Here is a 22291-nt window from a genome sequence, read left to right as displayed (position 1 = left end):
CACAGCTCCCCCTTTTCATGCAAGAAAAAGTTTAATATAATTAAACAAAAGGAGGCGAGGCAGTGAACTCTCTAGGTGCACGAATTCGTAAATTAAGGAAAGAAAAAAAATTAACATTAGAGGCGCTTGCCGGTGATCGTCTAACAAAAGGAATGCTGAGTCAAATAGAAAATGAAAAGGCCAAGCCCTCTATGGAAAGCCTTGACTATATTGCTGAACGGTTAGGTGTCAAGGCTAGTGAATTACTCGAAGAAGTAACACCTTCATCCATTCGTTCACTTTTAGAGCAGGTCGAAATTTTATTTGCAGAGGTAAAATGGGGAGATATAGTTCGTCATCAAGAAATTGTTGATTTGATAAAACCATCAGTAGAGGGCCTTCCTGACAGCTACGAAGCAGGCCGTTTATTGTATATATATGCTGTCACGCAGTATGAAGTAGGATTAGCTTCATGGGAAACATCCCTCCTGCAAGCCCGCACTATCTTTAAGGAAATTAATTTACTTAGCCATTGGTTCAAAACTTTCATCCTGCAAATGAACGTATTGGCGGAAAAACGTCAATATGACTTGGCCTATGCCTGTATTTTACAGGCGCAAGAAATGATTGAACAAGAGGATTATCAGTTTGATTCTCGTGATGCTTTATTAATGGCTTATTATACAAGCATTTTACAGCTTGCCATCGGAGAACATGAAGAAGGGAAAAAATTAATAAACGAAACCATTACGAATGCTCATAAAAACCAACTGTTTTATCAAATCGATGATATGTATCGTATCGGTGCTTATTGCGCGATGATTGACCATGACTTTGAACAAGCTGAGCATATGTTTATGAAGCTGGAGCAATATCGGGCATTTGCCGAACGTGCACTAGTAGATGCTTTCATCTATATTTTACGGGCACATTATTATAATAATTACATGTTTAATTATGAGCAGGCGTTAATAGAAATTGAGAGCTTTAATGAGCTCAAGCATGAGGATTTAGAAATTTTGGATTCAAACTATTATTATGCGGAAAAAGGAAAGTCCTTATATTTACTCGGTCGTTATGAGGAGGCAAGGACTGCGTTTGAGCATTTTCAAAAAGCACCTAATTTTATCAGCCATCCATATGATATTTTAGGTTTAAATGAATGCTTTTCCTATAAGGCCCTTTGCTATGCACATTTTGGGGAACTGACAACCGCCTATGACATCGCAAAAATGGCATACAACGATTCACTAGATTTAGTTGATTTACCTTATAAACGCAAAATCGAAGAAGTCTATATGACGATTAAGGCACAAATTGATTCTACTTCTTAATATGAAAGGGATTGCACCGCTTCGTGCAATCCCTTGTTTTTACTTTTGCTGATCTTCTTTTATTTGCTTATGAATTTTGCGTAATGCTTTTTTGGACCCCCGCTCCATATCATGCTGAAGCTTACGTTCTTGATAGTCGACAAATAAGGTCTCAAGATCATAGCCTTCAGGGTATAATTCGGTTGCCGGTAGCTCTAATGCAAGTCGTTTCACATGAACCTCTAGCATTTGACCCTTATAGTACACAGTGACATTATAGAACTGATTCATCTCTTGATAAACAAGCCCGACATCATCATGATCCAATAATTTCACACGGTCCCCTTTGGCAAATTTAACGATTGCTGCCCTGCCAGCTTTCTCTACTTTCGGCTTACGAATTTTACTATCCTGCACCCGAGTCAGCTGATAATCCTTATTATTCATATAATCCTGTGCTCGTTGCAAAACCTCTGCACGGACATTCATTTTTTTAGAAATCCAAAGAGCATTACTCTCTCCAGACGTGCCAATCATCAACTGATACAAAGGCTCTAATGTTTCACTATTAAATCGCATAGCCGCATTCATAAAGTCTGGATGCATCTCTGAAAATCGTTTAATTTCTCCGTAATGTGTTGTCGCTACTGTCATACAGCCCATTTGATAGAACTCTTCCAAAATCGCAATAGCCAGTGCCGCACCTTCATTCGGCTCAGTACCACTGCCGATCTCATCAAATAATAATAGTGTATGGTTATTGGATGCTCTCATAATGTCGGAGAGATTTTTCATATGTGATGAAAACGTACTTAGCGCATTTTCCATACTTTGATTGTCACCTATATCGACAAAGATATGATCGAATATAGCCAATTCAGTGCCCTCATCTGCCACGATATGAAAGCCGGACATTGTCGCCAATGTTAATAAGCCAATTGTTTTCAACACGACCGTTTTCCCGCCTGCGTTTGGTCCAGTAATAATTAGACTCCTATAATCTTTTCCAATCGTAAATTGAAGTGGCACAGCATTCCCTGATAATAAAGGATGTCTACCATTGATTACTTGGATGAAGCCATAATCATTGAGGCGTGGCTCCATACCGCCAATTTGTTTACTAAATTTTGCTTTAGCAAAAACCATATCATATTGGCTAATCAACTCCATATTAATATGGAGGGCGTGAAGATGATCCATTAAAAGCCCCGATAAAGATGCTAAAATCTGATACTCCTCCACCGCCTCTTCAGCCTTTAAAGTAGCTAATTCTCCATTTAATTTAGCGACCACACTTGGCTCCATAAAAACAGTTGCACCCTTTGAGGAGATTTCCACTATCGTACCTTGTACATGGTTTTTATAGGAAGCCTTAATTGGAATCGTATAGCGTTCATCCTTTTGACTAATAAAGAACTCTTGTATATACGTTTTATTGGCACTGTTGTTCAAGAATTTTGTTAAGCGGTCTTTTATTTTTTCCTCTGTCGTTTCGATATGATGACGAATCCGCTTCAATTCTCGACTAGCAGCTGAATCAACGCGATTAGCTTTTATAGCAAAATTAATTTCTTCTTCCACACTTTTAAATTCAGCCATCGAATTCGCGTAAGATGAAAGAACTGGCGCAAAAAATTCCTTATCCAACATGAATTTTTTAATGTTACGACAGCCTCGTAAAAAGTCTGACATGCTGATGAGCTCACTGGGGTCCAAGATCATCCCTTTTGCCAGTTTGGTCATGATATGCTCAATATTGGATACGCCTAGAAATGGGACATGACCCTCCGCATCTACGATTACCCGTGCCTCAGTTGTTTCATTCAAGCGAGTTTTTACAACTGCTAAGTTTGAGCTTGGCATTAATTTATCTAATAACTGTTTGCCCAATCCACTTACACAATAGGATTTAACGATATCTTTTAATTCTTGGTATTGTAACTTCTCTAGCGTAGTAAAATTCATTTGTATATGCTCCTCATTCTGATATTTATCATTCATGAAGATACCTACCCAATATTAGATAGCAATGAAGTGTTAAATAAACTAAAAAAAGCTGTGAGGAATCCCCACAGCTCTATCTTCAAAAGGCGAGTGTTCATAGCACTACAAATAAAACCTCATTTTCAGAAGTTTCATCCATATATGCACCGCTTGATAAAGTATTGTAGGCATCTACATAGGTTTTGAAATAAATCCATGAGCAAATAAGGGGTCTGTTCATGACATATATCCCCCTGTCGCCATATCATTTATTTCATTTAATTTTTACCTAGTTAGAACCTACCGCACTCACAAAAAGCACCTCTCAATTTTTATCATTGTTATCTAATTATTGACATCATCTTACTATATGTTGACTAAATTGTAAAGGTACGCTCTCCATGTAGTCCATTGAATAAAAAAAGACTTGTAGAATATTCTACAAGTCTACTGATTTATGATGAGCTTTTCTTGTTTCTATAATCTTGGAACCTGAGAATAGTAATAATGCTCCCCAAATGATGCTAAATGCTAAAAGCTCTATCTGACTAAATGGCTCTTTATACAGTACGATACCTAAAATCAATACAATAGTTGGTGAAACATATTGAATAAAGCCCAATAAATACAATGGAATATTTTGTGCACCTTTTGCAAATAGGATGAGTGGTACAGCTGTTACTAAACCACTGAAAATCATCAAAATATCTGTTTTTACATCAACATGTAAAAACGAAGCTTGATGGGTTGTAAATAGATACACATAATAGCCTAAAGCAAATGGTAGGATTAATAATGTTTCAATAGCTAATCCTCTCGTCGCATCCAGTGTAATTTTCTTTTTCAATACGCCGTATATCGCAAAAGATAGCGCAATCAATAGTGCTACCCATGGTACAGAGCCATAATTGATCGTTAAAATAATAACAGCCATAAAGGCAATTCCTGTCGCTACCCATTGTGCGCGACTCAACGATTCTTTAAAGAAAATTACTCCAAAAATAACAGATATGAGCGGATTAATATAATAGCCTAAGCTTGTCTCAATTAAATGGTTATGGGTTACTGCCCAAATATACAAGTACCAGTTCATTGAAATGACGAAGGAGGCACCCGCAAGCTGCCAGAAATGCTTTTGATGTGACCATAAATATTTTAAGTCCGCGATAAGGTCTTTACGCATTCGAAATACGATGACAGCCAGTACAGTAAAGACAAACGACCAAATCACTCGGGATAATAAAATCTCCATGCTTGGTACATGTTCAAGCAGTTTCCAATAGAGAGGAAAGGCACCCCAAAAGGCATAGGCAAAAAATGCCGCCAAAACCCCTTTTTTCTCATTTGACATTGCCACTAACGCTCCCTACTCATAGTGAAATCAATTGCGACCTCACATAATATTAAACTAGTTAAAGAATAGACTCATTATAGAGCTTTGTGTGGCAGCTGTAAATGCCAAATTTCTAGACTCCTTAGATCACCGTCCATCCTTCTGCTCTGATTCTAGCTCGGAGATATATTTACGCACTGTACTATAGCTAATATCTGGATTGATTTGGCGTTTGATGCGTATATGGATTTCCTTTATACCAACCCCTTGCTCTCGCATATTTCGAATCATCGACTTAAGAGGTCCCGTTAATGACTCTCTCGACAAGGACGTATATTTACTCAGTTCAATTAATAGCTCCGTATTTTGTTGTCGGAGCACCTGCATTTCCTCTACCACGCAATTATATTCCGTTACTTTTTTTTGCAGGACTATGTTTTGCTGCTTAGATTTTTGCAAGTCCTCTGTAAGTGCTGCATTTTGTTTTTTTAATGTCTTTCGTTCTTGTTCTATACCATTTTGCTTATGATCTAAATCTGTATGCCTCGCACTGTACACTTTTTCCTTATGCAATAACTCTAAATAACGGCTTTGTGGAATAAGCATTAAAGTTTCAGCTGCGTTAAGAGCAAGCGTTCCATCTTCAAAAGGCTCATACGACAATGTAGAGGATTTTATTTTATTGGTCATCATTTCACTCCTCCACGAATGATTTCATGTAATCGTATTGCTTTGTATAACATCTGTTCGCTTCCTTTTTCATTTGATAATCATTCTCATTTAATTTTATCATAATCAGTATTTTCCTTTTTGTCAAAGAACATTTAACGCAAACAAAATAAATAAAGCTTCTTGCAGAAATTTCTACAAGAAGCTTCGATTATTACATTTTTTTCAATTTTTCATATTCTAATTGCAAACGTTCAATACGTTTTCGACCTTCTTCACGACTTCTCGCTGTTTCAGCTTGAATTTGCTTCGTTTCTTGAATACCAGACATAATCGTTTGCCATGTTGTTTCAATTGTTTCAATTTTTATGCTCGGGCTACCTGCTGCTCGTGCTATATTAACGCTGTTTTTACTAATGTTTTCAGCATTGCGCACAAGCATTTCATTCGTACGGCGATCTAGCTCAATCATAGAATCGGAAATCAGCTTTTGGCGCTTTAAAGTAACGGCATGAATTAAACCTTGTTTGAAAATAGGGATTGTCGTCACAAAGGCTGAGTTAATCTTCGCAATTAAATGGTTATTACCTTGCTGCATTAAACGTATTTGAGGTGCAGATTGGAATGATACTTGCTGCGCCATTTCTAAATCATAGCGACGTTGCTCTAATAATTCCACTGCACGTAGCATTGTTTCATATTCCATTGCCGCTAATTGATCGCCCGTCTGAGCCTTTTGTTCAAGGGCCGGTAATGTTGAACGAACATCTTCTATCTTTACTTCAATCGCAGCGACAAACTTACTTAAAGATTGGAAGTAATTTAAATTTTGATCGTATAGATTTTCAAGGTCAATTGTATTTCGCTTCATTTCACCTTCATATTTTTGAATTTCGCGGTAAATGACATCTACTTCCTTATTCATGCTGTCATATTTAGATAGAAACTTTTCCAATTGCTCTTTTCCTTTATTAAAGAGCTTGGAAATAAAGCCACCTTTTTTCTCCTCCGAGAAATCTTGAGGATCAAATTTATCCATAATTTTATTGAGATTATTTAAAAGGACACTCGATTCTTCTAGTTTGCTGGACTTCATAGTAGCCAGCATTTTATCAGAAAAAGTAGAAATGCCACTTGCTGTTTCTTTCCCAAGCTCTAGCATGGCAATTTGATCTTTAACATCAATTCGTTTAGCAAGTGCATGAACCTCTGGATCTTTCTTTAACATAAGCTGGTTTTGCGCAATTTGTGAAAGCTCTTGCTCAGATACAAGTACTGGCTTTTGTTCAGGCTCTTGTTGCATAAGCGGATTAGGTTGTAATAAAGGATTTTCAGTAGCGAATGGGTCCTTGGATTTTAAAAGATCATTGTTGAATTCAGACATACGTTTTACCCCCTGCAATTTATCTCTACAATTTACTTACGATTACTTTGGAAAAAGGTTTCATTTCCGATAGAAAGACAAAACCAATTTCAAGCTCTTTATTAAATTATAGCTTCTTTCTAAACAAAATTCGACTGATTACGCAAATTCCTTTACATTGTTTTCTAACGTTGGCATGAAACAACCAAAAAGCAGCTACATCATCGTGTAGCTGCTTATCATTTAAGTGGTAACCTTTAAAACTGTTTTAATTTTTTGAATGACCCCGCCTGAGCTATATGTCAGTACACTACGTTTATAGAACGATAAGCTAAATAGGTACACGACTATAATCGTTGCGATTAAAATACCTAAAGATAGTAATGGAACTAACCCTCCGATATCTGTAGCACCTATCCTCATAGGCATGATCATTCCTGATGTTAATGGAATATACGAGAATATTTTAATGATGATTGTATCTGGATTACCCATCCCTGTTAGCATCACATAGAAGCCGATAATCGTAATAATCATGGCAGGCATTAATACCTGACCTGCTTCTTCTACTTTCGATACTAATGAGCCAAATAATGCGCCAATGATAAGATACAGGACAACCGTTAGCAATAGGAATACAATGGCATAGATAACATAGCCAACAGACAATTCTTTGACAATGCTAGCAGCCGCATCCCAAACGATACCGCCTTTTACGAGCTTAGCATAAATCAGGAATACTGCTGCAAGAATGCCCATCTGCGTTAAAGCAAGCAGTAATACACCTGCAATTTTTGCTTTAAAATGAGTAGTTGGTTTGACACTTACTAAAAGCATTTCCATTGCTCTTGAGCCCTTTTCAGAGGCAATTTCAGTCGTAATCATAGATAGGAATGTAGAAATAAAGAAATAAATTAAAATTCCAACTGCATAGGAAACAACTAAACCTGATTGCTTTTCTTCTTCACTTTTTCCACCCGTTGATTCCTCATTTAAGTTTTTAGTGGAAATCGTAGTTTGAGCGGCCATAATTTGTGCTGCCTGTTCAGGTGAAAGCGATAATTGCTGTACGGCATAGTGCTGACCAGCATATTGTAATAAGGATGACAATGACGATTGATCGTTTAATTTCAGGGGTGTAAACGTAGCAATTTCTGCTTGTAGCTGACCACCTTGATCGTTAATCGTCACAATGGCATCTAGTTTGCCGTCCTTCACTTTTTTTTCAAGTGTCGGTCTATCCTTTTCATCTTGGATAAAAGCCATATCCCCATTGGAAACAAAGATACCACTTAAATCAGCAGATGTCTCATTAATAATGGCAATTTGCTGTGCTTCATCATCACCTGTAAATAGCTCTTTAATTTCGGACCAGAAAACAGCTACAGACATTACAAGTACATATAAACATGTCATTAAAATAAAGGATTTTGATTTTATTTTTGATTTATATAATTGTTTCATCAATAAATTAAACTTCGACAACATTGCCACCTACCTTATCTTTAAAGATTTCATCTAATGATAAATAATCCAGGCTGAATTTTTCAATATACTTCCCATTGGAAAGCTGCTCAAAAATACTTTGGGCAAAGCTTTCATCCACTAATGTTAAAACTGTTTGTTCCTTCTCAACACGTACATCCTTGACGCCTTCTAACGCCAATAGCTGTGTTGTTGACCAATCTGTCCGTACTGCCAGTTTTGTTTTGCCATATTGTTTCTTTAAATCTAGTAGACTACCAGAAAATAATGAAACACCTCTTTTTAATAGGCATAAGTGATCACAAAGTTCCTCCACATTATCCATTTGGTGACTAGAGAACAAAATTGTTGTACCCTGTTCCTTTAAAAGTAGAATGGCATCCTTCAGTAAGTCCTTATTAACCGGATCCAATCCACTAAACGGTTCATCCAAAATTAAAAATTCAGGTTTATGGATAAAGCTGGCGATAAGCTGTACTTTTTGCTGGTTCCCCTTTGATAGTGTTTCAGCCTTATCTTTTCGTTTTTCTTCCAGCTCAAAACGTTGAATCCAAAAATCAATTTCCTTTTTCAGCTCGGCTTTTTTCATCCCACGTAGCTCACCAAAAAAGTACAACTGCTCCTCTACTTTCATCGTCGGGAAAATACCACGTTCCTCAGGTAAATATCCTAGGACGTCTCTGTTAATCGCATTAACTGGCTGACCATTCCATGTAATTGTACCTGCCGTTGTCTCCTGTAAATCTAAAATCATACGGAATGTAGTTGTTTTCCCCGCACCATTTTGGCCAATCAAACCAAAGATTTCACCTTTTTCAATTGTAAAATTCAATCCATCTACAGCCGTAAAATCCTTGTACTTCTTCGTGACATGCTGTAACTGTAAAGTCATGTTGTCACCCTCCTTATCCTTCGAATATATGTAAATTTTCTTTCAATCTTTTTTTACGGTTTTCATTTTTAAATATAGAGATACACACCATTATGGATACGATAAAATTTAAACATCCTACACTAGTGTTGACGATTGTTACAGAAGGTCCCCAAGCTCCCATCGAAAAATTATAAAGCCCAGCCACTATATTGAATAGCAACAGTACTATAAAAATACGATTCATCGACTTTATATAGCTAATTTTAGAGGTAGTATCTGAGAATAATTCAAATGGCCCTTCTGCCTTTGGTTTTCGATAATACGCCCAAACACCGAATTTGTGCACACATTCTATATTCATCTCTCTAGAAACTCAAAATAGTCCTTCGATTTGCTATTCACTAATTCATTCCGATAAATATATTGTTGTGGTGTTCCTTTTTCAAAAATAAAATAACCTACAACTGCTTTTTTTAAATTCCACCCCCGGTCTGCCATTTCATTGACCCACCGTTCTTCCTTTTCATAATCTATAAAAAAACGGTATATTCTTTTTTCCATCCTTTCACCCCTACTAGATTTATTGTTATTTTCTGATTTCCCAGAAAATAATAGACGTCCACTAATCTGAAAATATATTTAACTCCTTTTTCAATCGATTGCGGACTCGTCTAAGCCTATATAATGGGAAAGAGAATAAGATGACTATAATTAGATTTAAGCTATGTAAAATAAACCCTATCCAATTCGTCATTTCGTGAGAAAAATCGCCGATCAAGCCTGAAATACCAAAATATAAATTAAGTAGAATAAGAGGGAAAAAGAGTGCCATCTTTTTTGACAGACTTCCTATTTTAGTTTTTTTATCCGTATAAAGCTCAAACGGACCTCCCTGGGAAGCCTTTCTAAAAAACACAAAATTACCAGAGCGATCAACTTGTTCAATGCCTGAACTTTTTAAAAATGCTAGATAGTCCTCTTCGTAGTGAGTGCCAAATCGCTCTAATTCATCATGGCGATAAATATAGCTGCCTGCTTCTCCACGCTCAAACGTAAAACGAATCCATGTAAACTTTTTCAGATGCCAGCCCTGGCAAGCCATGTTATTGACCCACTTTTCAATTGCATATGGATTAATCATCAAACGATATTTATGCATATTATTCAACTCCTCTCGTTATACGGATACCATTGTCAAAAAGTTCCCTTAATCTCAAAATTTCATATTCAACTATCTTATCCCCAGTTTCTGTAATTACATATTCTTTCTTGCGACCATCCTCATCGAGCGCCTCAATCCAGCCTCGTTCAAGTAAAGTTTTAATGGCCCCATAAATGGTACCTGCGCCTAAGCGTACTCGCCCACTACTCATTTCCTCTACTAATTGCATGATGCCATAACCATGTCTAGGCTCATACAATGCTAATAAAATATAATATACGCCTTCAGTTAACGGCGGATGCTCCTGTGTCATACAATCCCCCTTTATATCGTCCACCAATATATCGTCAGCCGATACATCTAAACTATATCAGCCGTCGATATAGTTGTCAATGTTCTTATTGCTAATTATTTCCTTGAAACAAATAATTTTGTTGCAGAGAATTATGCACTATGCTAGCATGTAAGTGATTACTTGCATGAAAGGAAGTTTATGATTGACAACAAAGGGAACCGCGGAACGAATCATCGAAGCTGCTCTACAATTGATTAGTGAAAAGGGCTATACTGCCGCCACAACGAAAACGATTGCTGAATTAGCCGGCGTCAATGAAGTTACACTTTTCCGCCATTTTGGCAATAAGCGTGGCCTCTTGAAAGCCATAGTCGAACAATTTTCGTATTATCCCCTTTTACAACAGGAGATCCATCAAAACGTTACGTGGGATTTAGAAAAAGATTTATTAAACTTCTCATTAAAGCATTTTGATTTTTTAATGTCGATTAAAGATTTGGTGATGATTGGCTTTAAGGAGTCCATTCAGTTTCCTGAAATTAGTGAGGAAATTGCAAATATTCCTCTTCTAATCAAAAAGGAATTATGCCAATACTTCCAAGAAATGAAACAACGAGGGAAGATAAGAGAGGTTGATTTTGAAGCTGCAGCGTTATCACTAATTGCTCTTAACTTTGGTCATTTTATGTCACGTGCACGTCTTGGTACTATGGTGTCTGACATACCAACCGAAGAACTATTACAGACAAGTGTTGCTATTTTTTCTAGGGGACTCGTTTCCTAGAAAAAATTTTTCCTTTCAATGCAAGTAAGTACTTACTTTATTAAGGGGGATTAAAAATGAGAGGTTTACAAACTTTATTGAGAATTCGAGAAACATATATTGGCATTGTTGCTGCAATTGCCTTTCAATTAATTTTCTTTACAATTTGGATGACAGCCTATGACGGCGTCAATGAGCGAGCTGATCAATTATCGATAGGCTTGTTGACGGAAGATACAGAAATGGGGTCGCAAATAGTAAAGGACATGAAGGACAACATTCCATTTACGCTAAAAGAGTATTCCTCTAGGAAGGATGCCGAGCAAGCACTCAATGAACGCCAGATTAATATGATTATGCAAATTCCAGCTAATTTTACGAAGCAGCTTCGGACAGGAGAAAAAGCTGAAATCATTTATTCGATTAATCAGGCCAATGCTAGTGTTGCGAAAAACATGATGGATGGTGTAGCTAAGCAATTAACAGAAGAAATGAACCAAATGCTCTACCCATTACAACAAAATCAGGCGATCGAGGTTTTTTCCCAACAATTTGCCCAGCTTCCATTTGAGCAAAATACCTCACAGCAAATAAACGCATCTGTCCAAACAACCGTGATGACAGTTAAAGATCATGCCGTCAATGCGACCATCGTTAAAACGAATGATGTAGAGGGATTTGCAGCAAACTTTGTCCCACTAATGGTCATCATCTCCTCCTTTGTAGGGGCTATGGTGATGATTATGCAACATCAGCAAGCCGCACAAATGGTACAAAGTAGTGTTTCAAAATGGCAATTATTCCTTGCACGCCAGCTGCTCAATGTTGGAGTCGCTCTCACTTTACCATTCCTTACAATCGGCTTAATGCATCTATTTACTATTTCCAGTAATGAAAGCTTTCTATCCATCTATTTCTTCCAATCTGTGCTGTTTCTAGCTTTCCTTTGCCTAGCACAAGTTTTCGTCATTCTCTTTGGAAATATCGGCATGGTCTTCAATATTTGTGCTCTATCTCTCCAATTAGTAACCTCTGGAGTACTCGTTCCGAAAACCATGCTTTCTGAAGGCTACCAGCAATTAGCTGCCATGCTCCCCGCTACTTACGGTGCCGATGGCTATTACACTATTATTTTCGGAGGAAGTGCCGCTAATTTACTACAAAACAGTAGCTCCTTAGCCATCATCATCCTAGTCACTCTGGCAATCGCTACAGTAACCGTAGCAATCAAGCCCGCTCCTGCTCTTACCTCTAGTTAGTTGTATGCTATAGCCCCTTGCTCTGTTCATTTCTGGATGGACGGGGTGGGGCTATCCGTTAGTTTGAGTGAGCTATCCACTACTTTGAGCGTTTTTTCCATCCCTTTGAGCGTTCTATCCGCCACTTTCTCCGGTCTATCCGTCACTTTGAGCGTTCTATCCGCCACTTTCTCCGCTCTATCCGTCACTTTCAATGTTCTATCCGTCACTTCGGCCGTTCTATCCACCGATTTCTTCATTTCGCTTCATTTCAAGCGTCCCATCTCCTCTTTTTACGCTCTATCCTCCACTACGGACATTTTTCAAAATAGTGGCGAGTTGCTGATTTAAGACGCTTACGCTGTCGCTAAAGTCCCCACGGTACCATTGGATAATGAGTCCGATAATCGCGTTTGCTTGGTAGGCGCTATAATAATCAATCGAAATTGATTCTGTCATTTGATGCTCGTGATGTAAGGTAATGTCTCTCTTTAGCAATGAGTAAATTCCGTCAAACAGCATGTAATAATATGTCAATGGGACATTTTTGGAAAACACAATCCGATAAAACATTTTAAAGCGTTCAATATGATGAAAAATACGAATCGTGTTCGGATCTAGTTGATGTGTATCCAATGTTGTCACGGCACGATAAGGTTCTTCGTAGGATTGGTATAAATCCTCCATAATCTCTTGAAAGTATTCTTCAAAGAGTCCTTCCTTTTGCTCGTAATGCAAATAGAAGGTTCCTCTATTCACCTTGGCCTCTCTACATATTTCTGCAATGGATATTTGCTCCAAAGGCTTTTGACTAAGCAGTGTCAATAAAGCGGCGTGTAAAGCTTGCTTTGTTTTAATAATACGTAAATCTGTTGTAGACAATTTTTTCAGCTCCTTAGTAAACAGTTTTTCCAAAAGTGTTGATTACTCAACACATCCGGATATTTTGCATATTGAAATCGCTTTCATATTTATTATATGATTTTAATGAACAGATGTTCAATATCTATCGAAAAATAGTATGAGGAGGTCTTTGAGATGAGATTAGAAGGTAAAGTAGCAATTGTGACAGGTGCAGCTTCAGGGATGGGGAAAGCTATAGCAGAAGGTTATGCAAAAGAAGGTGCTAAGGTTGTCGTTTCAGATTTAAATTTAGATGGTGCCCAAGCGGTTGTGGAAGGCATTCAAGCGGCTGGGGGTACAGCGTTTGCCATTCAAACAAATGTCGCATCAACAGAAGACTTACAACGTTTATTTGATGAAACAAAAAGTAACTATGGACAATTAGATATTTTAGTCAATAATGCAGGTATCATGGATGGTATGGAGCCAGTTGGAGAAATCTCTGATGATCGTTGGGATAAAGTATTCGCGGTGAATACAACAGCTGTGATGCGCTCAATGCGTATGGCCACAGACATTTTCCTTGCTCAAGGACATGGTGTCTTTGTCAATAATATTTCTGCTGGTGGCTTATACGGTGCACGTGCAGGAGCTGCATACACTGCGTCTAAACATGCCGTTGTTGGATTAACTAAAAATACAGCCTTTATGTATGCTGATAAAAATATTCGCTGTAATGGTATTGCGCCAGGGGCAGTTATGACGAATATCGCCTCTTCCATGACAAATATGAGTCAAACAGGTGCAGCACGCCAATCACTTGGTTTATCGATTAATCCTCGTGCTGGTCAACCTGAGGAAATTGCTCAGTTAGCTATTTTCCTTGGCTCAGATGAAGCGAGCTTTGTGAACGGACAAGTCATTGCTGTCGATGGTGGATGGACAGCTTACTAATATCGTAAAAAAACAGCACGCACAGATTTCATTTTCTGTGCGTGCTTACTTTTAATTATAGTACTTTTTAGATGGAATTAGAGCTCCAAGTATTGCTCCAATAACCGCAGGCAATATCCACCCTAACCCTATATCATAAAACGGTAAGATGGAAGAATAAGCCTTCTCTACAACATCAAATACATGTAATTGCGCTTCAGGCACACTTACTACTAAGGCTTTATAGCCGTCTATTACGCTAATGAAAAATGTGAAAATCATCGCGATGGCATACACCGTTTGCTTATTGTGAAAGAACGATGAGCTAAGAGCCAGTAATATTAAAACAATCGCAAGTGGATATAGGAACATAAGAACTGGGATGGCGAACTGTATAATATTGTTTAATCCGAAGTTGGCAATGATGAAGGATACAACACACAATAAAAATACAAACCATTTATAGCTAATCTTCGGAAACACTTCGTGGAAAAATTCACTACATGAAGTGATTAAGCCGATACTTGTCTTTAAACAAGCGAGCACAATGATAACGGCTAATAAAATAGCACCGAATGAACCGAAATAATGGTCTGCCACTGAGGCAAAAATTAAACCCCCATTATCAAATGTACCTACAGCTGAAATACTAGAAGCACCCATATACGTAATCAGGCCATAAATAAGCATCATAAGGGCCATTGCAAATATACCTGACGTCCATGTCGCCTTCGCTATTTCCTTCCGATCTGAAATACCTGCACTTTTAATTGCATTAATGACCACAATCCCGAAGGCAAGGGAAGCTAAAGCATCCATCGTATTATAGCCCTCTTTAAAGCCTGTCATAAAGGCAGCATCTATATAATCGCCCATCGGTTGTTGAAAATCCCCCATCGGCTTGACGATACTCGTAATAATTAAAATGAATAACACAATTAAAAAGGCTGGTGTTAAATATTTACCAATGTAATCCATAATTTTTGCTGGATTTAACGAGAAGTAAAAAACGATGGCGAAAAAAATGAAGCTAAACACGGCAAGCAATAATGTAACATGCTGTGCTTGAATATATGGCTCAAAGCCCACTACAAAAGGTACGGTCGCTGTACGTGGAATGGCAAAAAACGGGCCAATTGTTAAGTAAAGGGCCAATGAAAAGACAATACCGAAGACGGGATGAACACGGCTCGCTAGATCGCGTAAGCCATTACTACCTGATAAACCAATCGCTAAAATTCCGAGGAATGGTAGACCGATAGCTGTGACTAAAAATCCGATTAATCCAAGCCAAAAATGGGTCCCTGCTAATTGACCTAATTGGATTGGAAAGATAAGATTCCCTGCTCCAAAATACAGCCCAAATAACATAGTACCGATGACTGCATAGGTTGAGAAAGGTATTTTTTGTTGCATAATTGATGTGCTCCTTAGAAGTTTTTAACTATAGCAAATTATTTTAATCGAATGATTTTTCATTACAATTCAATTATGTTATCAAGCATTTATTATAATTACAATAGTTTTTTCGAATAACATTATGAATATAGAATGTTATTGCATAAAAAAAGAGCTGTCCTCTGACAGCCCTTCCTTAATTTGCAACTGACCATTCAATATGATCTAAAAATTTATAAACATCTTCATATACTTTGTCACGTTCTTTATCTAACGTAATAATATGACCTGAATTTTCATACCAAATGATTTCTTTGTCATCTGTTTCTACAGTATTTAATATAAACGGTGCACTTTCCTGATAAAGCTCATCGTCTAATGACCCTTGTAGAACTAATGTCGGAGCTTTAATTGTTGATAAATCATCACGTGTTTCAGTCGTTAAACGTGTTACACCATCTAATGAATCTTTTGGTGAAATACGTAATTCATGTAATTCTGAAATAATTTGATCTTTTGATTTATTTTCAAAATGTTTATATAAACGAGCATAGTGGTACAAACGTGTAAATAAGCCTTTTGAATTATCACGTGTAATTGGTGCACACATCGCTACACATGCTTTTACTGGAAATGTCTCTGCTACTTTCAATGAGAAAACACCACCTAGTGAAATGCCAACAACTGCAATTTCTTCATAGCCTTTACTTTGAAGGAAGTTATAGCCTTCAACAACATCGTTCCACCAGTCTTCTGGTTTTGTTTCTAATAATGCTTCTGGTTCTACTCCGTGACCACTATAAATCGGTGCATGAACGGTATAACCTCGTTGAGATAAAAATTCTCCTAGCTTTTTCACATCTTTTGTGCTACCTGTGAATCCATGCAATAATAGTACGGCTTTTTTGCCTCCCTCAATTGTTAGAGGTTGCGGCTTTGTTAACTTCATTTTAGGATATCCCCTTCACGGAAATTATTAATTGTGTATTTTATGTGTCTATCTTAACACCCTTTATTCATAATGTACAATTTATAGTTTTTATCAAATCAATGTGTCTCATGCATGAATGATGTCAACTTAACACCTGTACAATCACACTTTCTGCTACTTAACTTTTCCATTCTTCTAATTAAAGGCAACGTCTTTTTAAAAAGTTTTTGCCACCTATACTTCCTCTCTGTTTCCCGTTATAATGCAGTTAACTTAAAAATTACGAGAATAGAGGTGAAAAAATGGAGTGGCAACAATTAGAATATTTTGTAACCGTTGCAAAGTTAGAACATATGACACGTGCTTCAGAAGCATTGGCAATCTCACAGCCAGCTCTAAGTCGATCAATATCAAAGCTGGAAGAAGAACTAGGTGTACCGCTTTTTGATAGGCAGGGACGTTCCATTATGCTCAATCGCTATGGTGAACTTTTTTTATATCGTGTGCAACGAATGCGGAAAGAATATGAGAAAGCTGTCTTAGAATTACAAGAGCTTAATAATCCGGAGCTTGGGGATGTGTCACTCGGTTTTTTACACACTCTTGGGACTAGTATTGTGCCGGACTTAATTCGTGCTTTTCGTCAGAAGCACCCCCATATCCGTTTTCATTTCACCCAAAATTACTCACATTCTCAATTAAAACAATTGCTTGCTGGAGAGTTAGACCTCTGCTTACTAGCTGCGATTGATACAGAGCCTCCCGTTAGCTGGAAGGAACTATGGCGAGATGAGTTATTTATTATGGTTCCAATTGATCATCCTCTTGCTCATCGCAAAAGCATAAAAATGAAAGAATTGGAGCATGAGAACTTCGTGCTGATGAAAAAAGGGTACGCCCTCCGCCGCTCAGCTGATCGCTTGTTACATGCTGCGGGCATTAAGCCTAAAATTTCTTATGAAGGTGATGAGGTTTCTACCATTGCAGGTTTTGTTGGTGCAGGTCTCGGTGTTTCATTGCTACCTGATGATGAGGATTTGAATCCGAAAAAAATCGTCAAAATCCATGTGGAGGATATGGTTTGTGAACGTATTATTGGCATGGCCTGGATAGACAATCGTTATTTGTCACCATCTGCTCGCCAATTTCAACAATTTGTCTTTGATTTTTATGATAAAAAAATATCTCCTCCCGCTCAGGAAAACTAAAGCGGTAGGTTGCCCCATGCAGCCTACCGCTTTTTATTATACGTCTATATACTTTACTCTACTGGAATGAAAATCTGATAAATCTCCTTCTATCTGAAACAAGCCTTGCTCAATCATAATCATTATGCGTTTCATAATGAATTCATCACTCATATAATCATCCAAGGCAATGTGAATAGTACTGATCATAGGCATAAGTAAAAGCCATTCTTCTTTCTGTTGTGCATGCATATTCTTCACAGCGGCAATAATGTGCGCATCCATAGCATCTTCCTCAACATGTACAATGCCCTCTTTCCACAATCTGAGGGGACTTGAATGTTCTTTAAGGTTTTCCCATTCCTTAGCAAGCTGTTGACATTCCTGAACTGAAAATCGTTTAGCATAGGGACGAAGCTTCATGAGCATGTCTGAGGAAAGCTCTCCTGTATGGCGAATATCGAGATGTGGTTGAATTTGCTTCAGGCCATCTGTGGCGTCAATCCCATAAACCATACTACATTTATGAATAAACTCACTCATGACATAGCGCAAACCAATCTGTTCATGTGTATTTTGACTATACCAAACCCAAACATCCACATCACATGGCAGCTCGGCAATTTTTTTCTTCCAGCTTTCATACATATCTACGTATAATTGCTGATCTTCATTATCTTTTATAATATGAGTGTTTAACCATACTATGCGCTCTTCTAAGCTGTGAAGAGGTCCAATAGAGAAATCATCATGGACACTTAAAACGGATTCATTACGTTGCAAAAGATGTTGGCGTATAGCAAGCTTCATGGAACCCTGGGTTGCTAAGCTAAAGGTTATATGTAAAATAGCCATGTGAATTCCTCCTAATGTTTGCTAATGGCAATCTGTATCCCGATCAATGTAAAGAGGATACCTTGAACCATATTTAATCGCTTAGCAAGAACAGGCTTTCCAATAATGACGAATCTATCTTTCCCTGCAACAATACTAAACAAAAAAATATTATTCATGCTTGTACTAAAAATACTATACCCAAAATAAGCATTTGAAACGCCATATGTTCAAGTGATGAATTGACAACTGTGATCACTACACAAGGGATTAAAGATTGTTCAATACTATCCCTTTTCTATATTATAAAAAAATAAGATTGGGAGGTAAATGACTCTATGCATCTTGGAACCTCCAATAATGCCCTTCCTTCACTACTTTTAACAAACTATTTTCATTATACTACATGCCTTACTTTACTTTAGATGTAAGTTTATGACTTTATTAAAATTTTTTCGTGAATGTCCGTTTCACAATTAATGCTCGTTTAAGCAATACTTTTCTCCTTTATTACATTATAATAGAAGAAACTCATCATAAAATAGACAACTTCAATAAGAGGTGATTATTAGATGGCAGTTAGTGATATTGTTTCACAGTACGAAGATGAGCACGGTCAGGTTTACTATAAAATGAAGTCCCATGACATTCAAGTAAAAGCTACACAAAATACAGGCTTAGCTCCTGTTATCACCTACTGGATGAATGACAAAGATATTACCGACTCTATTAGAAATTTACGTTTTAGTCCGCGTCCCCCATCAAGCTATATTCAGGATTATGAAGAATTTCAAGCAATGCTTTATTCGAAAGAGCAGCGTGCCATTAACATGCTTTATGAACAAATGAGCATAAAGCCAAAAAACATGTCCTCAGGAAAACAAGTACTATGGAGCTTCTTTGTGATTATGCTAGCAATGCTCCCCCTTTTCATCGCCATTTGGTGGTTTAAATAAAAATATCATGCCCTTTCTATCTTTTTTTCTTAATTTATCAAAACTTTCAAGTAATTTTCCCAATCATCTTGACAGGCATTTGGAAGTAGTGCATCCTTTACTCAATAGTTGAAAAAATTTATGATGAAAAAACGAACAAAGACCAGTAATTAGTAACTGCTTGAGCAGAGAGCGATGTCCATCGGCTGCAAGACATTGTGCAAGTAAGACTAATGAACCTACTTTGTCTATCGTCCTAGCTAAACTAGGCGCAGTCTCTAGCGTTATGAGGAAAGTGGAATGTCGCACGATATTCAATGTAGGTGGTACCACGGAAAGCAACCCTTTTCGTCCTAATTTTTTTAGGATGAAAGGGTTTTTATTTTGACAATTGGAGGTGGTTTGGTGGAAAAAAAGAGAATTGTCATCAAGATTGGGAGTAGCTCCTTAACAAATGCAAAAGGCGAAATCGATAAAGTTCGCTTAATGGATCATGTTCAGGCAATCGCGGAGTTGAAGAACCAGGGACATGACGTATTACTTGTATCATCAGGTGCAGTAGCAGCAGGCTTTAAACAGCTTGGCTACCCAGCTCGTCCTGTTACGGTAAAGGGCAAACAGGCGGCGGCGGCAGTTGGGCAAAGCTTGCTTATTCAAACGTACAGTGCCTTATTTAGTATTTATGATATAATGCCTGCTCAAATTTTACTGACGCGTACCGATTTTTCTAAAAAGGAATGCTATAAAAATGCCTATGCTACTTTCGAGGAATTGCTTGAACGCTCGATGCTACCTATTATTAATGAAAATGATACCGTTTCTATAAGTGAGTTAACCTTTGGCGACAATGATATGCTGTCTGCGCTTGTTAGTGGACTTGTACATGCAGATCAACTCATCATTTTAACAGATGTTAATGGCTTATATAACGCCAACCCTAGCAAAAACCCTCAGGCGGAACGCATCGATTACTTAACATCCATTACAGATGACCTGTTAAACTTTGCAGACGGTACAGGTTCCAAGGTGGGTACAGGTGGCATGGCATCTAAGCTATTGGCTGCCCGCACAGCTTTACAGGCAGGAGTTAAAGTTTTTATTGGAACAGGAAGTGGCGCTCAAAAGCTTGTTGATATTTTAGCAGGGCGTGGTGATGGCACGTATGTTGGACATGATGACCTAGCCGTGTTAAAGAATCATAAACAGTGGATTGCACTTACGGAAGTTTCTGGTAAAATTTTTATAGATAGTGGTGCTGAACAAGCACTTATGGTCAATGGTAAAAGCTTGTTACCTGCTGGTGTTTATCAGGTTGAAGGTGATTTTAACAATGGGGATGTAGTTGAAGTGTATAGTGAACAAGGTCTACTTGGACGTGGTGAAGTGCTGTATTCCTCACAAGAATTGATGTCCGCTATGGGCAAACGGTCAAATGCATTTTCGAAATGCCCGATCGAGGTTATTCATAGAGATAAATGGCTGAAAATTCAAACTAAATAAGGAGGTCTAAACATGATAAGTGAAATTCAAAAAAAAGGCCAACGTGCCAAAGCCGCTAGCTATATATTAAATATTAAAACGACTTGTGAGAAAAATGAAGCTCTAACTAAAATTGCCGAACAGCTATTGATGGACCAACATGACATCATTGCAGAAAATGCAAAAGACCTTGTCAATGGAGAACAACAAGGGATGTCTGCTTCTACATTGGACCGTATCATGCTCAATGAGGAACGCATTATGGCGATGGTCGATGCCATTCATTTACTTGTCTCTCTCAAAGACCCAGTTGGCACAGTCATCGAACGTATAGATAAAGATAATGGTCTCCACATCGAAAAGCGCATGGTACCACTTGGGGTCATAGGAATGATCTATGAAGCAAGACCGAATGTTACGGTGGATGCCGCGACACTGTCCCTAAAAACAGGCAATGCCGTGATTTTACGAGGGAGCTCATCTGCTACGTTTTCAAATAGTGCCCTTGTAGCAAGTATTCGTTGTGCATTGGCAAAAACGTCTCTACCGACAGATGCTGTCCAACTAATCGAGGATACGAGCCGAGAAACAGCTAAAGAATTATTTCATTTAAACGAGTTCTTGGATGTATTAATACCTCGAGGCGGCAAGGCTCTTATAGACTTAGTCGTCCGAGAAGCTTCTGTCCCTGTATTAGAAACAGGTGCAGGAAACTGTCATATTTATGTGGACGAAATGGCGGATTACATAAAGGCAGAAAAAATTTGTTTGAATGCAAAAACACAGCGTCCCTCTGTTTGTAATGCTGCAGAAAGCTTATTAATTCACCCAGTATGGCTTAAAACATATGGCACGCAGCTTCTATCATCGCTCCATAAAGCAGGTGTTACTATTATTGGTGACGAGCGAGTATGCGAGGCATTTTCAGGAGCCCTTCTAGCGACTGAGGATGACTATGCGACTGAGTTCCTTGATTTAAAAATAAGTGTTAAATTAGTTGAAAATGTTTACGAGGCCATTGAGCATATTCATCATTTTGGGACCAATCATTCTGAAGCGATTATTACGGAAGATCCATTAGTGGCGGAAACGTTTTTAAACAGCGTTGATGCAGCGGCAGTTTATCATAACGCTTCTACCCGCTTCACGGATGGTTTTGAATTTGGCTATGGAGCAGAAATTGGTATTAGTACGCAAAAGCTACACGCGCGTGGCCCAATGGGATTACCTGCCCTCACCTCTACAAAATATTTTATATATGGTAGTGGGCAAATTCGTGAATAATGCTATAGCA

At 37.9% G+C, this 22291-nt stretch carries 23 protein-coding genes and 1 pseudogene; 8 read left to right on the top strand and 16 right to left on the bottom strand.

The features are described from left to right. The first annotated feature begins 62 nt into the window (after positions 1 to 62). The gene (locus AC1Q6O_RS07015; protein ID WP_089984984.1) at positions 63 to 1313 is read left to right on the top strand and encodes a helix-turn-helix domain-containing protein; all 1251 of its coding nucleotides are present in this window, start codon (positions 63 to 65) and stop codon (positions 1311 to 1313) included. A 39-nt stretch (positions 1314 to 1352) separates the two neighbouring features. Here AC1Q6O_RS07015 and AC1Q6O_RS07010 read toward each other — a convergent pair whose 3' ends face one another. The 10 genes and pseudogenes from AC1Q6O_RS07010 to AC1Q6O_RS06965 all read right to left on the bottom strand — a co-directional run bounded on the left by AC1Q6O_RS07010 (position 1353) and on the right by AC1Q6O_RS06965 (position 10474). Further along, entirely contained in the window at positions 1353 to 3257 is a 1905-nt protein-coding gene (locus AC1Q6O_RS07010) for an endonuclease MutS2 (RefSeq protein WP_089984986.1), read from the bottom strand. A 133-nt stretch (positions 3258 to 3390) separates the two neighbouring features. Further along, on the bottom strand, positions 3391 to 3516 hold the full coding sequence (locus AC1Q6O_RS07005; protein WP_258954905.1) for a hypothetical protein: 126 nt from the start codon (positions 3514 to 3516) through the stop codon (positions 3391 to 3393). Between the two features lie 198 nt (positions 3517 to 3714). Beyond that, positions 3715 to 4626 (bottom strand): EamA family transporter RarD, encoded by a 912-nt coding sequence (gene rarD, locus AC1Q6O_RS07000; protein ID WP_036125050.1) that lies wholly within the window; start codon positions 4624 to 4626, stop codon positions 3715 to 3717. Positions 4627 to 4755: 129 nt separating this feature from the next. After that, positions 4756 to 5301, bottom strand: coding sequence for a hypothetical protein (locus AC1Q6O_RS06995; protein ID WP_008175615.1), 546 nt, complete (start codon positions 5299 to 5301; stop codon positions 4756 to 4758). Between the two features lie 190 nt (positions 5302 to 5491). Next, positions 5492 to 6661, bottom strand: coding sequence for a toxic anion resistance protein (locus AC1Q6O_RS06990; RefSeq protein ID WP_036125048.1), 1170 nt, complete (start codon positions 6659 to 6661; stop codon positions 5492 to 5494). A gap of 222 nt (positions 6662 to 6883) precedes the next feature. Then, on the bottom strand, positions 6884 to 8104 hold the full coding sequence (locus tag AC1Q6O_RS06985; protein ID WP_241652851.1) for an ABC transporter permease: 1221 nt from the start codon (positions 8102 to 8104) through the stop codon (positions 6884 to 6886). Between the two features lie 7 nt (positions 8105 to 8111). Then, on the bottom strand, positions 8112 to 9017 hold the full coding sequence (locus tag AC1Q6O_RS06980; protein ID WP_008175611.1) for an ABC transporter ATP-binding protein: 906 nt from the start codon (positions 9015 to 9017) through the stop codon (positions 8112 to 8114). Positions 9018 to 9030: 13 nt separating this feature from the next. Further along, positions 9031 to 9497 (bottom strand): annotated as a pseudogene (locus AC1Q6O_RS06975) (DUF2812 domain-containing protein). Between the two features lie 124 nt (positions 9498 to 9621). Continuing rightward, on the bottom strand, positions 9622 to 10158 hold the full coding sequence (locus AC1Q6O_RS06970) for a DUF2812 domain-containing protein (RefSeq protein WP_089984990.1): 537 nt from the start codon (positions 10156 to 10158) through the stop codon (positions 9622 to 9624). Between the two features lies 1 nt (position 10159). Next, positions 10160 to 10474 (bottom strand): PadR family transcriptional regulator, encoded by a 315-nt coding sequence (locus AC1Q6O_RS06965; protein ID WP_008175604.1) that lies wholly within the window; start codon positions 10472 to 10474, stop codon positions 10160 to 10162. A gap of 184 nt (positions 10475 to 10658) precedes the next feature. Here AC1Q6O_RS06965 and AC1Q6O_RS06960 point away from each other — a divergent pair, with 184 nt between their 5' ends. Further along, positions 10659 to 11240 (top strand): TetR/AcrR family transcriptional regulator, encoded by a 582-nt coding sequence (locus AC1Q6O_RS06960; RefSeq protein WP_089984992.1) that lies wholly within the window; start codon positions 10659 to 10661, stop codon positions 11238 to 11240. Positions 11241 to 11296: 56 nt separating this feature from the next. Next, entirely contained in the window at positions 11297 to 12478 is a 1182-nt protein-coding gene (locus AC1Q6O_RS06955; protein WP_089984994.1) for a YhgE/Pip domain-containing protein, read from the top strand. Between the two features lie 26 nt (positions 12479 to 12504). On the opposite strand, the gene AC1Q6O_RS06950 is transcribed toward AC1Q6O_RS06955, so the two are convergent. Next, positions 12505 to 12717 (bottom strand): hypothetical protein, encoded by a 213-nt coding sequence (locus AC1Q6O_RS06950; RefSeq protein WP_492401012.1) that lies wholly within the window; start codon positions 12715 to 12717, stop codon positions 12505 to 12507. 40 nt (positions 12718 to 12757) lie between these two features. Further along, positions 12758 to 13339, bottom strand: a complete 582-nt coding sequence (locus tag AC1Q6O_RS06945) for a TetR/AcrR family transcriptional regulator (protein ID WP_043989981.1) — start codon at positions 13337 to 13339, stop codon at positions 12758 to 12760. A gap of 156 nt (positions 13340 to 13495) precedes the next feature. On the opposite strand from AC1Q6O_RS06945, the gene AC1Q6O_RS06940 reads away from it, so the two are divergent. Continuing rightward, the gene (locus AC1Q6O_RS06940) at positions 13496 to 14254 is read left to right on the top strand and encodes an SDR family oxidoreductase (RefSeq protein ID WP_008175594.1); all 759 of its coding nucleotides are present in this window, start codon (positions 13496 to 13498) and stop codon (positions 14252 to 14254) included. Between the two features lie 51 nt (positions 14255 to 14305). Here AC1Q6O_RS06940 and brnQ read toward each other — a convergent pair whose 3' ends face one another. Further along, positions 14306 to 15649: a branched-chain amino acid transport system II carrier protein gene (gene brnQ / locus AC1Q6O_RS06935; protein ID WP_089984998.1), complete on the bottom strand. Its 1344-nt coding sequence runs from the start codon at positions 15647 to 15649 to the stop codon at positions 14306 to 14308. Positions 15650 to 15827: 178 nt separating this feature from the next. Beyond that, positions 15828 to 16580, bottom strand: a complete 753-nt coding sequence (locus AC1Q6O_RS06930) for an alpha/beta hydrolase (RefSeq protein WP_031419567.1) — start codon at positions 16578 to 16580, stop codon at positions 15828 to 15830. Positions 16581 to 16864: 284 nt separating this feature from the next. Between AC1Q6O_RS06930 and AC1Q6O_RS06925 the strand changes: the two genes are divergently transcribed. Then, positions 16865 to 17770, top strand: coding sequence for a LysR family transcriptional regulator (locus tag AC1Q6O_RS06925; RefSeq protein WP_089985000.1), 906 nt, complete (start codon positions 16865 to 16867; stop codon positions 17768 to 17770). Between the two features lie 36 nt (positions 17771 to 17806). Here AC1Q6O_RS06925 and AC1Q6O_RS06920 read toward each other — a convergent pair whose 3' ends face one another. Both AC1Q6O_RS06920 and AC1Q6O_RS06915 read right to left on the bottom strand, forming a co-directional pair. Then, the gene (locus AC1Q6O_RS06920; RefSeq protein ID WP_008175587.1) at positions 17807 to 18604 is read right to left on the bottom strand and encodes a DUF1835 domain-containing protein; all 798 of its coding nucleotides are present in this window, start codon (positions 18602 to 18604) and stop codon (positions 17807 to 17809) included. An 11-nt stretch (positions 18605 to 18615) separates the two neighbouring features. Next, complete coding sequence (locus AC1Q6O_RS06915; protein WP_008175585.1) at positions 18616 to 18762, bottom strand: hypothetical protein; 147 nt, start codon at positions 18760 to 18762, stop codon at positions 18616 to 18618. A gap of 393 nt (positions 18763 to 19155) precedes the next feature. Here AC1Q6O_RS06915 and AC1Q6O_RS06910 point away from each other — a divergent pair, with 393 nt between their 5' ends. From AC1Q6O_RS06910 to AC1Q6O_RS06900, 3 genes are all read left to right on the top strand, one after another. Beyond that, positions 19156 to 19539 carry a sodium:proton antiporter gene (locus tag AC1Q6O_RS06910; protein ID WP_089985002.1) on the top strand — a complete coding sequence of 128 codons (384 nt, stop codon included), beginning with the start codon at positions 19156 to 19158 and terminating at the stop codon, positions 19537 to 19539. Between the two features lie 384 nt (positions 19540 to 19923). Continuing rightward, positions 19924 to 21018 carry a glutamate 5-kinase gene (proB, locus tag AC1Q6O_RS06905; protein WP_089985004.1) on the top strand — a complete coding sequence of 365 codons (1095 nt, stop codon included), beginning with the start codon at positions 19924 to 19926 and terminating at the stop codon, positions 21016 to 21018. A 12-nt stretch (positions 21019 to 21030) separates the two neighbouring features. After that, on the top strand, positions 21031 to 22281 hold the full coding sequence (locus AC1Q6O_RS06900) for a glutamate-5-semialdehyde dehydrogenase (protein ID WP_089985007.1): 1251 nt from the start codon (positions 21031 to 21033) through the stop codon (positions 22279 to 22281). The last annotated feature ends 10 nt before the right edge of the window (positions 22282 to 22291 follow it).

It is taken from the genome of Lysinibacillus sp. GW823-FHT06C08 (genome assembly GCF_058795135.1).
Note: the sequence above shows the minus strand (reverse complement) of the source record. Positions and strands in the feature narration are given on the sequence as shown.

Coding starts and splice junctions, on each gene's coding strand:
- AC1Q6O_RS07010 (WP_089984986.1), bottom strand. CDS start 3,257: ATGAATTTTACTACGCTAGAGAAGTTACAATACCAAGAATTAAAAGAT.
- AC1Q6O_RS07005 (WP_258954905.1), bottom strand. CDS start 3,516: ATGAACAGACCCCTTATTTGCTCATGGATTTATTTCAAAACCTATGTA.
- rarD (WP_036125050.1), bottom strand. CDS start 4,626: ATGTCAAATGAGAAAAAAGGGGTTTTGGCGGCATTTTTTGCCTATGCC.
- AC1Q6O_RS06995 (WP_008175615.1), bottom strand. CDS start 5,301: ATGATGACCAATAAAATAAAATCCTCTACATTGTCGTATGAGCCTTTT.
- AC1Q6O_RS06990 (WP_036125048.1), bottom strand. CDS start 6,661: ATGTCTGAATTCAACAATGATCTTTTAAAATCCAAGGACCCATTCGCT.
- AC1Q6O_RS06985 (WP_241652851.1), bottom strand. CDS start 8,104: ATGAAACAATTATATAAATCAAAAATAAAATCAAAATCCTTTATTTTA.
- AC1Q6O_RS06980 (WP_008175611.1), bottom strand. CDS start 9,017: ATGACTTTACAGTTACAGCATGTCACGAAGAAGTACAAGGATTTTACG.
- AC1Q6O_RS06970 (WP_089984990.1), bottom strand. CDS start 10,158: ATGCATAAATATCGTTTGATGATTAATCCATATGCAATTGAAAAGTGG.
- AC1Q6O_RS06965 (WP_008175604.1), bottom strand. CDS start 10,474: ATGACACAGGAGCATCCGCCGTTAACTGAAGGCGTATATTATATTTTA.
- AC1Q6O_RS06955 (WP_089984994.1), top strand. CDS start 11,297: ATGAGAGGTTTACAAACTTTATTGAGAATTCGAGAAACATATATTGGC.
- AC1Q6O_RS06950 (WP_492401012.1), bottom strand. CDS start 12,717: ATGAAGAAATCGGTGGATAGAACGGCCGAAGTGACGGATAGAACATTG.
- AC1Q6O_RS06940 (WP_008175594.1), top strand. CDS start 13,496: ATGAGATTAGAAGGTAAAGTAGCAATTGTGACAGGTGCAGCTTCAGGG.
- brnQ (WP_089984998.1), bottom strand. CDS start 15,649: ATGCAACAAAAAATACCTTTCTCAACCTATGCAGTCATCGGTACTATG.
- AC1Q6O_RS06930 (WP_031419567.1), bottom strand. CDS start 16,580: ATGAAGTTAACAAAGCCGCAACCTCTAACAATTGAGGGAGGCAAAAAA.
- AC1Q6O_RS06925 (WP_089985000.1), top strand. CDS start 16,865: ATGGAGTGGCAACAATTAGAATATTTTGTAACCGTTGCAAAGTTAGAA.
- AC1Q6O_RS06920 (WP_008175587.1), bottom strand. CDS start 18,604: ATGGCTATTTTACATATAACCTTTAGCTTAGCAACCCAGGGTTCCATG.
- AC1Q6O_RS06915 (WP_008175585.1), bottom strand. CDS start 18,762: ATGAATAATATTTTTTTGTTTAGTATTGTTGCAGGGAAAGATAGATTC.
- AC1Q6O_RS06910 (WP_089985002.1), top strand. CDS start 19,156: ATGGCAGTTAGTGATATTGTTTCACAGTACGAAGATGAGCACGGTCAG.
- AC1Q6O_RS06900 (WP_089985007.1), top strand. CDS start 21,031: ATGATAAGTGAAATTCAAAAAAAAGGCCAACGTGCCAAAGCCGCTAGC.